Genomic DNA, 13,181 nt, shown 5'->3' with positions numbered 1-13,181 from the left:
GGCTGGCCGTTACGGGGTGCCCGTTCCGCCGCTGTCCACCGAGCAGGTGCCTCCCACGGAGCGGGCGACGTCGAACGTCAAATCCTTCTGCGCCGTCACGCCCTCGTGGCTCACCTTGATGGTGAGCTTGTTGCGGTTGCTCTCCAGCGGCGAGCAGTACCGGAGCTGGAAGTAGCTGTTGGAGATGTTGCGGATGTTGCCGGCGATCGACTCGAACTTGCTTCCGAGATCCTCGAGCTTCTCGGCCAGCCCGAAGCCACTCTTGCCGAAGCCCTGCAGGCTCTTGACGCTCTGGGTGTCCATGTCGGTGCCCTTGAGCCCGATGGCGAAGATGTTCGCATCGCTCTTGTTCACCGCCTCCTGGGCCTCCGCCTCGGTGGGAACGTTGATCGTGTCGCGGCCGTCCGTGAAGAGCACCACGCTCGCGGTGGTGAAATCCAGGCCCGCGCTCTTGCCCGCGTCCCGGGCGACCTTCACGTCGTCGATGCCCTGCTTCAGCGCGCCGTTCAAGCGGGTCCGCGAGTCCTGGCAGATCGCATTGGCCTTGCAGCTCTGCTCGTCGCGGATCTTCGCCAGCGTGGTGCCGATCAATGCATTGGCATCCGCGGAGAAGTCAGACAACTTCTTGATGGAACCGTCGAAGGCATAGATGGCGATGCGATGGACGGTGGCCTCCGGGGCGGTCCCCTCGGGAATGAGGATGCGGATGAAGCGGGTCGCGGATTCCACGAGGCCCGGTAGTTGCTGGGACATACTGCCGCTGACGTCCAGCAGCAGGACGGAATAGCTGGCGAAGTGCTTGGGCTCCGGAACGATCTTCAGCTGGCTCTCGGAAGAGATGCGGCGGTCACGCTCGAAGATCTCGAAAGCGTTCTCCGGGACCGAAGTCGCCAGGGGCCTGTCCAGGCAGTCGAGCACCCGGAAGTTCACCACCACCTTGCCCTCCTGGGCCGTGAGGGTCGTCCCGCTGGTGACATCGAGCTTGATGCACGCGTTTGGCTGGGGCCCGGTGGGAGGAGGGTTGTTGTTGCCACTTCCTCCCCCGCACGCGGTGACAGCCGATGACAACAGGGTCAGCAGCGCGAGCGTCGGGAGCAGGGTTCGGGGGTTTCGCATGAACACTCCAGTGTCTGTCGTTGGGCGGGGCACCTTAGTGTCTCGGAGGGGGGAACGAAAGGCGGGAACGACCCTCCTGGGTCCTTCATGACACCTGGTGGAGGCACCCACCTACACCTGGGGCTCGGCCCGCTCGAGACCCCGGCCGCCGAAGGCATGGAGGGTGCGCGTACCGGCGGTGAACCGTCCCGAGATTCGCGCGCCCCTGGGGACGACGAACTCCTGGCCGGGGCCGAGCTCGATCTCCATCCCGTTGATACTCAACACGTAGCGGCCCTCGAGGACCGTGAGGTACTCGTCGAAGTCGTGCCAGTGCTCGCCGGTGTCCGCGTCACGCCTCGCGTGGCAGAGGGTGAGCTGGGTGCCATCGGCGCCGTTGAACACGTAGGCCTCGACGCCGGGCTGGCGCAGCGAGGCCTCCGCGACGCGGTTGGCCGGGCCCGTCATGAAGGCGGGGAAGCTGCCCAGGCCGAAGCGCGCGGCGTACTCCGCGTTGAGTGCGGAGAAGCGCTCCTTGTCGAACCCGGCGGCGGGATTCCCGGCGATCGCCGCCTCCAGGTTGTCGAGGCAGAAGTGCCAACCCGTGGCGTCGCGGGCAACGCGGGCGCGGTCGCCGGGAAGGGTGGTGAAGACGAGCAGGCAGCCCGTGCCCTCGGGGTGCAGTTCCCACCGCAGCAGGTCTCCGTCCCACGTGTATTCGAGGACGCGCGGCGGCTCGAACACCGAGATCCTCCCGGTGCCGGGCTCGCCTTCCGCGAAGAAGAAGCGCAGCTCGGCGCCATTCTGGCGGGCGCCCTCGATGCGCGCGGGGAACCAGTGGGCCAGCTCCTGGCCGTCGGTGAGCGCGCGCCAGACCTTCTCGGGGGGGTGGGCGAGGCGCCGCTCGAAGCGGAGTTCGACGCGATCGCCCCGGGTCGTCAGGGTTCCATGCTTCATGGCTTCCTCCTTGGGGCCGGGCTCCGGCGGGTGGGGGCGGGTGGATCGTCCGCCATGGTGTCCAGGTGGCGTTCCAGCGCGTCGAGCCGCCGGGACCAGAGTTCGCGGTAGGGAGTGAGCCAGTCGTCCAGTGCAAGCAAGGGGGGCTACTGCCTCACACGACTGGCTTCCTCCATGAGCGAGATAGATGCGGCTCGCCACTTTCCGCAAGTCGGCGAAGCAGTTCCACTTTGCCGCGCTCCAGGAGGAACGCCAACTCCTTGGGCAGCAGTGCCTTGACAGTCACCAAGCGAACATCCCCGGCCGGCGTGGGAAAAGAGATGGGCAGCGTGGTGGCCTCCACGCCGAGCAACACTCCCACTCGTCCATCCCTTGTCACGAGTGGTTCGGGCATGTCCTTGCCTGGGACCTCCATCGACAAGACTCCTTCCAAGAGAGCCTTGCTCAAGTGCTCGTGCTGCGCCACTTCGTCTGAAACCCGCCTCAGTAACAGGAGCGTCCATCCCCCATCATCGGGGACAGGTTCGTCTGTTTCGATGGCGAGTTCGAGACCGTAGCCGCATGACGGCTCCGTGCTGCCGTGGAACGGATCCGAAAGCCCATCGCTTACGCACAATGTCCGTCCAGCTGGACGCCGGATGATGCGCCACGCCTGCCGAGCGCTCGGCCATGCATCACCATGCGGAACAATCGGGGTGATACTCTCCTCACTCGGCTCCCCAAGATTGCGGAAGGCTGCTTTCCGAGCAGATTCCACCTGCCGCAGCAGCTCAGGGTTTTTATGCGTCTCAGGCAACAGATTGCCGCCAGTTGCTACTGCCTTGGGGCCAGTGACCTCAACGAACCGGCCTCCCGAGATTCCCGTTCGTTCCAGAGCCTCCTTGATGCCCACATCGACGATGATCGGGTGGTAGTAGCCCCAAAGCCGGAACACGCGGGCCTCTGCGACCTTCGACGTGTCGATGCGCAGGCCTATTACCGACCGATACTGACCCGCCAGATCAGACCGTACATCGTCTTGGGTGAAGTATTGCACCTCCTCACAGGCCGCGTCGTCGATGCACCGAATCTCTCGTGTAACGTTCAGGATGTAATAGGGGTCGGCTTGCCCTTCGACCTCGACTGGAAAGAGCTGCACATCGTTCGGTGCCATCTCGCGAAACACCGACGCTATCTGTTCGTTGACAACGGGTGTATTCCCCACGCCGGCAAACTCGATGTCGAGCGGCTTGCCAGGCTTGAAGATGGGGATTCGTAGGGGCCCTGGATCCGCGACGGGTCTTCCTGCCGAGAACATCCACGGATCTTCTATCTCTTCTCCCGACGAGGTAGCGGGCTCTGCGAGATACCAGCGGCCGGGAACGTACACGTCGACCCACAAGTCAAAGAAGCGTCGCTCCATGTTCACTCCTCGGCTTTCTTCGTGACGAGCTTACGCAACCTGGTGCCAGCCGTGGAGAGTTCCTTGGCGATCTTCGACAGCTCTTCCATCAATGCAGCCCGGCACTGCGCCTTGCCTCGACAGCCTTGCGTGGCGCTGGTGATACGCTGAAGCACTTCCTCGTGGTACTCACGTGGGTGCGGACCCTGATGCGATTGGATACGCACTCTGTTCGCCAGATCGTCCAACGTCATACCAGCCCGATTGAAGATCCGTTCGAACTGCGGTGTCCACGGGCCTCCCGATGCTTCGGAAACCTCGTTCTTGTCCGTGCAGATGTGGTGGATGTTGCCCTCGGGATCTCCCTGAATGGCGCTTCCGGGCCCCATCGCAACCGCCGCGACAGCTGTCGGAGCGAGCGCGACGTTCAGCACCGACGCGGAAGAAAGGGCGATGGACTGCACCTCGCCCGCCAGTGCCCCCGATAACTGGAAGCCTCCTTCGGTTTGTGCTCTCAAGGCCGCTCGGGCGAACCCAGGCATCTTCGCTCCCCGCGCGGCCATGGCGTTCTCGCCGCCGAGCGCGGCCAAGGCGGCGATGACCAGGACACGAGCACCGTTGTCCCCGAGCACCTTCCCGAAACGGTGCCCGGAATCCTCCAGTTCCGAGATGTCGTGGGCGTTCTTCGCTTCCTCCATGAGCCGCAGGAATCCCTGCCCGAGGTTCCACACGGGACCAGTGCCGAGATACGCGATCAGGGATGCCGTCAACCCAATCGCGAGGAGCTTCGTGATGGGCTCGGGTGCAACGAGCATGACGAGCGCGGTTCCGACCATCGATACAACCATCGCACGGAGGGCGGCCGGATTCGTCAGGTCGCCCACCGCCTCCTCAACCCCATCCCAGACCGTGTCGAAGGCGAAGAAGAGCGCCATCATGCGCCGCTCCGCGGGCCCCTTCATGGCTCCACCTGTGAGCAGGCTCAGGCACCCATTCGGATCGCTCTGCTGTTGGCACATCCGCTCAGCTGAAGGGGGCACCGTGCGGCCGTGAGCGCCGTCGACGACCCCACCGGCGCCGGCGGACGCGAGCAATGAGAGTCGGTCGCCCTGCTTCCAGTCCTCGAGCCCCAGGTCCAGCCTCATGTCGAGCACGAGCTGCGCGACAGCGGACTCGAACTCCGAGCCATCTATCTTGATCGGCCGGGTGTCGACAGGCTTGTAGGTGATGGGCGCTCCCTGTCCGATGTCCAGGTTCACGACCCGCGTCGTCGCGCACCCTGACGCGAGGAGCAACCAGAGGAAGGCATGCAGGCAGGCGGAAGACCAGGGAGAGCGGAGCTTCATGGGCACCGGCACTCTAGTCCACGCACATGCGCGGTGCGCACCTTCCCTTCACGGCGAGTGGTTCACCACCAGGAAGTCTGGAGGGCCCTTACTCCACGGTATCGTGGTCGATGTGACGGCCAGAGCCGTCCAGCCTGGTCACCAGGCAGTACGGCGGAGAGGGACTCGTGAGGCTATTCCTTCGCATCCTCTTGTTTTGCACGTACCCGTTCATGGCCCTTTCCGTGCTGACGGTTGCCGCGATGTCCTTCTCCGCCGCTTTCGTCGAGCCGCTCACGGTGGAGAACCGCACCCGCCAGCCTCTCCTCATCACGCCCGTGGGCACCCTCTACGGACGGGAGCACAAGGCCCCGTTGCCCATGGTCATGCTCGCGATGCTGCCCGTCCTGTCGCCGCGCGCCGGCCCCTTCCCACTCGGTCCCGATGAGTCCGTGACCCTCCACTACAATGCGGACGACATCACCGTTTCGGAGCTCGTGATCGAAGACGAGCGGGGCCACACCCGACAGCTTGCCGTCAACCCGGAGCAGAACAAGGAGCACGGTCCCCTGGCTGAGCGTTATGTCCTCGAGGACATCGAGTCCCTGCCCGAGGCGAGCCCCGCCGTCCTGGCGGCCTCCGTGGCGGCTCGCGGCATGAAGGCTCAAGGCATCGTCCTTCTCGTGTTGCTCATCGCCCCATGGCTCGCGTATTGGGCGCTGCGTCGTCGGGTGGTGGAGCGGAAGTCGGATCCTCCGGGCCCACTTCCGAAGTGACGAGACACACCGGGTATCCTGTTCATACCTACTGGGGCGGACCTTCCGCCTGAACGGCTGCTCAGTAGGGTGGCGGGCGTGTACGCCGAGCTGCTGTGCCGATCGAACTTCTCGTTCCTCCGGGGCGCCTCGCACCCCGAGGAGTTGATCCTCGCGGCGGCCGAGCGGGGGCTGGCGGCGGTGGCGCTGGCGGACGGGGACGGGCTGTATGGCGCGGTGAAGGCGCACCTGGCGGCGCGCGCGGCGGGCCTCAAGTACGTGCTCGCCAGCGAGCTGACGCTGATGGATGGCCCCCGGGTGGTGGTGTACGCCCAGGACGCGCGGGGCTACGCCAATCTCAGCCGGCTCATCTCCAAGAGCCGGATGTTGCACCCCAAGGGCGAGGCGGGCCTGCCCTGGCGCGAGCTGGCCGAGGGCAACGAGGGGCTCCTGGCGATGCTCCCGTACCCGGTGCCCACCGCGCAGGTGGCCCCGCTGGCCGAGTCCTTCGCCAACCGTTTCTACGTGGGCGTGTGCCGCACGCTGTCCTCGGGGGACGAGGCCCGCGTGGCCCAGGCCCGGAGCCTCGCGCGGGAGCTCGGCGCGCCGCTGTGCGCCCACAACGACGTGCACACGCACCACCGCGCCCGCCAGCCCCTGCAGGATGTGCTCACGGCCATCCGCTACAAGACGACGCTGGGACAGCTCGGCACGCGGCGCCTGCCCAACGCGGAGCGCACGCTCAAGGGGCCCGAGGAGATGGCCCGGCTGTTCGCCGATTGTCCCGAGGCCCTGGAGCGCACGCTGGAGCTGGCGGGCCGCTGCCACGCCACGCTGGATGGACTGCGCTACCACTTCTCCGAGGAGGATCTCCCGCCGGGACACTCGACGTCCACGTGGCTGCGCGAGCTGACGTACCAGGGGCTCCAGGTGCGCTACCCCTCCGGCGTGCCGCCCGAGGTGGTGAAGCAGATCGAGCACGAGCTCAAGCTCATCGCGGCCCTGGACTTCGCCGGCTACTTCCTGGCCATCTGGGACATCGTCCGCTTCGCGCGCTCCAAGGGCATCCTCTGCCAGGGGCGCGGGAGCGCGGCCAACTCGGCGGTGTGCTACGCGCTGGGTGTCACGGCGATCGATCCGGTGCGCATGGGGCTGCTCTTCGAGCGCTTCCTGAGCATGGAGCGCAAGGAGCCCCCGGACATCGACGTGGACTTCGAGCACGAGCGGCGCGAGGAGGTGCTGCAATACGTCTACGAGAAGCATGGCCGGCACCGCGCGGGCATGGTGTGCGAGGTCATCTGCTACCGGGGACGGCTGGCGCTGCGCGAGGTGGGCAAGGCACTCGGGCTGTCGTTGGATCAGGTGGACCGGCTCGCCAAGGTGGCGGGCTCGCACGGCGGCGAGATGTCCCCGGAGCTGCTCAAGGAGGTGGGGCTGTCCGAGGAGGACCGGCGGGTGCGGCAGACGCTCGCGCTCGCCCGGGAGATCGAGGGCACGCCGCGCCACCTGTCCATCCACGTGGGCGGCTTCGTCATCACCCGCGAGCCCCTGGTGGAGATGATCCCCGTGGAGAACGCGGCAATGAAGGGCCGCACGGTGGTGCAGTGGGAGAAGGACGACCTGGAGGCGGTGGGCGTCCTCAAGGTGGATCTGCTGGGGCTCGGGATGCTCACGGCGCTGGCCAGGTGCCTGGAACTCATCCGGGTGCACTATGGCCGGGAGCTGACCCTGGCCACCATTCCGGCGGAGGACCCGAAGGTCTACGAGATGTTGAGCAACGCGGATTCGATCGGCGTGTTCCAGATCGAGAGCCGGGCGCAGATGAACATGCTGCCCAGGCTCAAGCCACGCTGCTTCTATGATCTGGTGGTGGAGATCGCGCTCATCCGCCCGGGTCCCATTGTCGGGGACATGGTGCACCCGTACCTGCGGCGGCGCGAGGGGCTCGAGCCGGTGGTGTACCCCTCGGAGGACGTGCGGAGGATTCTGCAGAAGACGCTGGGAGTGCCACTCTTCCAGGAGCAGGCGATGAAGCTGGCCATGGCGGTGGGCGGCTTCTCGGCGGCCGAGGCGGATGGGCTGCGCCGGGCGCTCTCGCACAAGCGCGCCGAGGAGCGGCTGGGGCCGTTCCACCAGCGCTTCATCGACGGTGGCGTGGCGCGCGGGTACGCGCCCGAGTACGTGGACACCCTGTTCAAGCAGTTCCGCGGCTTCGCGCACTATGGCTTCCCGGAGAGCCACTCGGCGAGCTTCGCGCTGCTGGCCTACGCGTCGTCCTGGCTCAAGTGCCACTACCCGGCGGCCTTCACCGCGGCGTTGTTGAACTCGCAGCCCATGGGCTTCTACGCCCCGCACACGCTGGTGGCGGATGCCCAGCGCCACGGCGTGCCAGTGCTGGAGGTGGACGTGAACCACTCGGACTGGGACTGCACGCTGGAAGAGGGTGGGCTGCGCTTGGGATTGCGGATGGTGCGCGGGCTCCAGGAGGCGGCGGGACGGCGGATAGGCGCGGCGCGGCGGGGGCAGCGCTTCACGAGCATTGGGGAGCTCGCGCGGCGCACGCGCACGCCCCGGCATGAGCTGGCGCGGCTGGCGTTGGCGGGTGCGTTGGGGAGCCTCAGTGGCTCGCGGCGCGACTCGCTGTGGGAGATCCAGGCCCTGGGCCCGCTGGAAGAGACGGATCTCTTCTTCGGCATGGCGATGGATGGGACGCCGGTGGAGCTGCCCCGGATGAACGTGGTGGAGCGGGTGAGCACCGACTTCGAGACCGTGGGCGTGTCGCTGGAGAAGCACCCGTTGGAGCTGTTGCGGCCCGCTCTGCGCAAGCGGGGCGCGGTGACGGCGGCGGGACTGGAGCGGGTGCGCGCGGGCAGCCGCGTGGCGGTGGGGGGGATGCTCATCTGCCGGCAGATGCCGCCCACGGCCAAGGGGTTCTGCTTCCTGTCGCTCGAGGACGAGACGGGGATCGCCAACCTCGTGGTACCGCCGGACGCGTATGCGCGCTTCCGCAAGGACATCCACGGCGCGCTGTTCCTGGTGGGGCAGGGCACGCTGGAGAAGACGGGCAAGGTGATGAACGTGAAGGTGCAGCAGTTGGAGCCGATCGTCTCCTCGGTGCGCGTGTAGGGCGGTGCCTCTCGGGTTAAGGTGCCCCCATGCAACGTGTCTGGCTCCGGGTGAAACGGTTGATGCTCAAGCTCGTGGTGACACTCGTCATCTGCTACCTGGCGGTGTGCGCCCTGCTGTACTTCAACCAGCGCCACCTGGTGTTTCCGGTGCCTCCGGGTGCGCTCGAACCCCAACTGCCCGGAGCCACACTCCTTCGCATTCCGGGGCCGGAGGGCACGACGGTCTACGCGCTGCACGTCCCGGCGCCGCCGGAGGCTCCCACGGTGGTGCACTTCCACGGCAATGGCGAGCAGCTCGCCCACGAGACGTGGTTGGCGCAGCGCTACCAGGAGGCAGGGCTCGGATTCCTCGCGGTGGAGTACCCGGGATATGGGCTGGCGGCGGGAAAGGAGGAACCCTCGGAGCAGGGCATCTACGCCGCGTCCGAGGCCGCGCTGGAGTACCTGCACCGGGAGCTGGGCGTACCCCGGGAGCGGACGGTGTTGCAGGGGCAGTCCATTGGCTCGGGGGTGGCGGCGGAGATGGCGAGGCGGGGGCAGGGCACGCGGCTGGTGCTCATCACGCCCTACACCTCCATCGTGGAGCTGGGCGCGAGGCTCTTTCCGTGGGCGCCCGCACGGCTGCTGGTGAAGGACCGGTTCGACACCGCGTCCAAGGCGCCGGGAATCCACCTGCCGGTGTTCATCGTCCATGGGACGCGGGACCAGGTCGTCCCCGTGGACATGGGTCAGAAGCTGGGCACGCTGTTTCCCCAGGTCTCCGTGCGCATCCTCGAGGGCAAGCACCACAACAACGTGCTCGACACGCGCGAGGTTCGCGAGGAGCTGTTCCAGTTCGTCCGGGGAGAAGCGCTGCGCGCCGGGCCTTGAGGTGCCACGGGGGCCGGCCCGCGCGCGAGGCACGGGCCGGACCTTCGGGGACTCACGCCCGGAGGGCGCGTATTACAGCGCGACGCTCGGGGAGGTCACGGAGGTGAACGCGCACGGCACGTTGCTGGACAGCGTGCTGCAGGTCGACGGCTGCGCCGGGGTCCACGTCGTCGCGTTGAGCTTGATCGCCGCCTGGGAGCGCTGGCGGTACGTCCCCGCGGGGTTGGTGGTGGGGGTGGCCGTCTGACCGCCGAAGTCGGTGTTCGTCTCGGCATAGCAGCTGCGGCTGCCCGGCACCGCCGTCCAGGTGACGGTGCCCGTGCTGCTCACCGACCTCTTCTCGATGATCGAGCACACGTAGATGATCGGGTAGTCCTGGCTGCAGTCCCAGACAGACGCCTGGGCGCTGATCTGGCCCGCGTACGGACCGCTGTCATACTTGTAGGGCTCCGTCGCCTCGACCACGCACGTCGTGTTCGGAATGGGAGCCGTCAGCGCCGACTCGGTCCGCGCGACGCCCTCGGCCTGCTTGGACCCTTCGGGAGCGGGACCGCACGCGCTGAAAGCGATTGCCACCACGGCGAGGCCATACGTCTTGAAATGATTCATGTTCATTTTCTTGGGGGATGAGATGCTGGGGGGGCGAAATTGACCTGATGCGTCAGGAATACCAACACCATTGGGGATATCGGTGTGGCTGCCCATGAGCGCGGCGGTGGATTAACACATCATCTTTCCATCGTCCATGCGCTCACGGGAAAACCCGACAGCTCGTGGAGCAGGCGAGGCCCCGCATCCTGGTGTGGAGGCGCATGACAGGGCGGTTTAATGTTGCTGCCCACACAGCTTTTTCGGAAGGGCGGGAGGAGGTTTCGAGTGAAGAACAGCTGCGCTTCTCGGCCCCTGGGGTGGGTATGGCTGGTGATGCTCTCCGTGGTGTTGATGGGGAGCCGATGCGGCGGTGTGGAGGCCGTGCCGTCGGACATGTGGCGGCGGGATGTGGCTCCCCCGTTCGACTATGGGCTGTACAGCGATGCCCAGGGACGATTGGTTGGCGAGACCTCGGGTGTGCTGCTGGTTCATCGCAGCGCGCATCTTGAAAAAGTCTACGCGGATGCACAGGCCGGGGACGCTCGGGCCCGGAGGCTGCTGGATCAACTGGAGGTGGCGACCGAGGCCGCCGGGGTGGAACTGGCGGACAAGGCGCTGGGGCTGGGCTGTAGCGCCTTGCCCACGTGCACGGTGCGCTGGGCGGAACTGGGCGAGTTGATTCCCTCGCCGGGCCCGGGAGGCACGCGGCTGCGGGGGTTGCTGGCACGAGGCTTCGAGCGGCAGGCCCGGCGCGAGCAGGTGGAGAGCGCCGTCATCACGGTGGCGTTGAACGCCCTGCTCGTGGGGGGCGTGGCGATGGCGGTGGAGGGCCGCGCCGCGAGTGGGGAGGTGAGGGCGGGAGCGGCGGAGGCGGAGAAGCTGGCCCGGGAGGGGGTGGCGCGGCAGCGGGCGCTGAGCCAGGTGGAAGAAGCGGCGGCGCTGGAGGAAGCGGCGGCACTGGAAGTCCGGCTGCGGGAGGCCGAGGCCGTCGCGGGCGGCGCACGCCAGTCCAGTGATTTGAAGATGCTGGAGCGTCGGCGGCCTTCCTTGGGAAGTCCACCTCCTGGCGTGGCCGCGGACCACCCGAGGTGGGCGGACTACGTCTCCTACTGGGAGAAACGTTACGAGGATCTGGCGGGACGCCGGACGGGGACGGCACGGCTGTCCGAGGTGAAGCCGCCGCTGGAGTGGCTGGACTACACCGTCTTCCGGAGCCAGGTCCAAGGAGGGCTGGACTTCCAGCAGGGGGTGACGCGCGCCCTCCAACGGGAGGTCACACTGCCCGAGGCGGAGCGGGTGTATCTGCGAGGCATGTCGCGGGCTCGGGTGGATGGGAACCTGGGACTGTCCCATGCGCCAGGGCCCGTGCTGACCTTTGTGGACCAGTTCGTGGTGGACGAGGCATCCTTGGCTCCTGGAAGGAGCCCCATGGTGCAGTGCTTCAGCAACAAGCAACGTGACTTCACGCGCATGAGCGAAGTGGAAGCACGCCACTGGGTCTCCATGGATGCCAGGGAGGCATTGAAGAAATACGGGGGACGGGTTGAGATTCGCCGACCTGGCCATCCACTATTTGGACGTGAAGTCTCCATCAATCAGGTTCATCTTGTTTACGATGTACGATCTGTACCGGAAGTTGTCAGGAAAACCCTTCGATTCGAGGCAAGAACTCGTGGTGTCGAACTCCATTTCCATGCCAAGTGATGAATGGAATAGCGAAGACAAGTTCTGGCTCCATCTCTACTCGCCAGCCTACCCGGTGGAGCAGGGAGTGAAGGGGTTTGAGAAGATACTTGAGTTCATCGGGTCCATGGAGGTAGGTGGTTCGCTAGACACCCTTCTGAGTGGAAGAAGGAGGCGAAAATACTCTCGCGAGGCTGTTCGCGAGGTATTCCTTGAGCAATCCGCTGAAGGGCATACGTCATTCGCCCTTGAATGTTCCAATGCTCCCTGGATGGGATTGTGGATCAGCCTTTCCGAAAAGGAACGGAGTGGACGACTCTTCGTGAGTGTGAACCTCGCTCCTTTCTCGATTGTCCGGCAACCGGGGGCCATCGAGGACTACACGAGGCGGATTTTGTCGTGGGTGAGGAACTTTGCCTCGCTACTTCCCGTGACCTATGGCTTCGGGCATAGCTCCACTGACTTTTCCATGGGAACCAATCTCCTCGCGGAAGATCCATTCGCACCCTACCGGGTGGATGAAGTCTACTGGCTCAATGTGTATGGGCCTCAGATGGTGTCGGAGCTGGGACGTGAGCATGTGTTATCCACGCCCGCCTCGGTGGTTGAGGAGTTGCCAGGAGGCTCCGTGCTCTTGCTCACCCGGCCGACGCCGGCGGACTTCGACTCCGAGGAGGCTCGGCAGGCCCAGGCTCGGGCCCTGGTTCATCTGCGGCCCGAGTTGAAACTGGAAACCATCCTGGAAACCCTGCGCGAGCGCAGCCGTGTCTTCGTCCCCATCCCCGTGCACTTCGACGAAGACGTGGCGGACATCCTCCACAGGAAGGTCGCCTTCGAGGGACTCGAAAACAAGCGCCGGGTGGTCGAGCGCTTCAACCTCTACCGCCCGCCTCCCGTCTCGGAGTGGCTGCCCGCGGAACAAGCGCCTCCACCGGACGTGGAGGACGTGAAGCAGGCGATCGACACCTACGAGCGGCTCTACGCCGAGCAGCTCGTCGCGCTGATGCACTCGCAGCAAGTGCCCGAGGCGACGGAGGGAACGCAGGAAGCGCTCGCCGCGGTGGACTTCGCCCTGTGGCACTTGGGTTGGGGAGAGCGCTTCACGGCGGAGGAAAAGGAGGCGTTGATTCCCGCCCTGGGGGCATGGCTGGGGATGTACTTGGTGTCCGGCTTGGGCGGGCAGTGGGTGCCGAGGCGCAAACTGGAGGAGGCCGCAGTGCTTGTGGGGGACAGGGCATGGCTGCCCTTCTTGCGCGCCCGCCATGCGCTCGAGCACGGGGAGGCACCGCTGGACTACTCCTGCTCCCAATTCTTCCGGCAGGCCCAACGCTCCACCCAGCCGACGGCGTGACGGAAGGGCTCCGCTCCTGCTGGAGCTGGGTGGACTCTGGGCGCG

10 protein-coding genes are annotated in these 13,181 nt (G+C 66.2%); 5 read left to right on the top strand and 5 right to left on the bottom strand.

Annotation, left to right across the window (positions count from 1 at the left end; all coding sequences use genetic code 11):
- Window positions 1-9: 9 nt before the first annotated feature.
- From F0U63_RS26430 to F0U63_RS26415, 4 genes are all read right to left on the bottom strand, one after another.
- Complete coding sequence (locus F0U63_RS26430) at window positions 10-1,116, bottom strand: VWA domain-containing protein (protein WP_395833650.1); 1,107 nt, start codon at window positions 1,114-1,116, stop codon at window positions 10-12.
- A gap of 111 nt (window positions 1,117-1,227) precedes the next feature.
- Window positions 1,228-2,052, bottom strand: a complete 825-nt coding sequence (locus tag F0U63_RS26425; protein ID WP_395833648.1) for an SRPBCC domain-containing protein — start codon at window positions 2,050-2,052, stop codon at window positions 1,228-1,230.
- A 154-nt stretch (window positions 2,053-2,206) separates the two neighbouring features.
- Window positions 2,207-3,454, bottom strand: coding sequence for an imm11 family protein (locus F0U63_RS26420; protein WP_395833646.1), 1,248 nt, complete (start codon window positions 3,452-3,454; stop codon window positions 2,207-2,209).
- 2 nt (window positions 3,455-3,456) lie between these two features.
- Entirely contained in the window at window positions 3,457-4,779 is a 1,323-nt protein-coding gene (locus tag F0U63_RS26415; RefSeq protein ID WP_395833644.1) for an AHH domain-containing protein, read from the bottom strand.
- A 212-nt stretch (window positions 4,780-4,991) separates the two neighbouring features.
- On the opposite strand from F0U63_RS26415, the gene F0U63_RS26410 reads away from it, so the two are divergent.
- From F0U63_RS26410 to F0U63_RS26400, 3 genes are all read left to right on the top strand, one after another.
- Complete coding sequence (locus F0U63_RS26410; RefSeq protein WP_395833642.1) at window positions 4,992-5,534, top strand: hypothetical protein; 543 nt, start codon at window positions 4,992-4,994, stop codon at window positions 5,532-5,534.
- Window positions 5,535-5,603: 69 nt separating this feature from the next.
- Complete coding sequence (locus tag F0U63_RS26405) at window positions 5,604-8,639, top strand: error-prone DNA polymerase (RefSeq protein WP_395833640.1); 3,036 nt, start codon at window positions 5,604-5,606, stop codon at window positions 8,637-8,639.
- A gap of 29 nt (window positions 8,640-8,668) precedes the next feature.
- Window positions 8,669-9,511: an alpha/beta hydrolase gene (locus tag F0U63_RS26400; RefSeq protein WP_395833638.1), complete on the top strand. Its 843-nt coding sequence runs from the start codon at window positions 8,669-8,671 to the stop codon at window positions 9,509-9,511.
- Window positions 9,512-9,583: 72 nt separating this feature from the next.
- Here the strand turns inward: F0U63_RS26400 and F0U63_RS26395 are convergent, their stop codons facing one another.
- Window positions 9,584-10,120: a hypothetical protein gene (locus F0U63_RS26395; protein WP_395833636.1), complete on the bottom strand. Its 537-nt coding sequence runs from the start codon at window positions 10,118-10,120 to the stop codon at window positions 9,584-9,586.
- A gap of 267 nt (window positions 10,121-10,387) precedes the next feature.
- Between F0U63_RS26395 and F0U63_RS26390 the strand changes: the two genes are divergently transcribed.
- Both F0U63_RS26390 and F0U63_RS26385 read left to right on the top strand, forming a co-directional pair.
- Complete coding sequence (locus F0U63_RS26390; RefSeq protein ID WP_395833634.1) at window positions 10,388-11,806, top strand: hypothetical protein; 1,419 nt, start codon at window positions 10,388-10,390, stop codon at window positions 11,804-11,806.
- Window positions 11,718-13,136, top strand: coding sequence for a hypothetical protein (locus tag F0U63_RS26385; protein WP_395833632.1), 1,419 nt, complete (start codon window positions 11,718-11,720; stop codon window positions 13,134-13,136). Before F0U63_RS26390 ends, F0U63_RS26385 begins: the two co-directional genes overlap by 89 nt.
- The last annotated feature ends 45 nt before the right edge of the window (window positions 13,137-13,181 follow it).

Source organism: Cystobacter fuscus, from assembly GCF_044360685.1.
GTDB lineage: Bacteria > Myxococcota > Myxococcia > Myxococcales > Myxococcaceae > Cystobacter > Cystobacter fuscus_C.
This window is presented reverse-complemented; position numbering and strand designations above follow the sequence as displayed.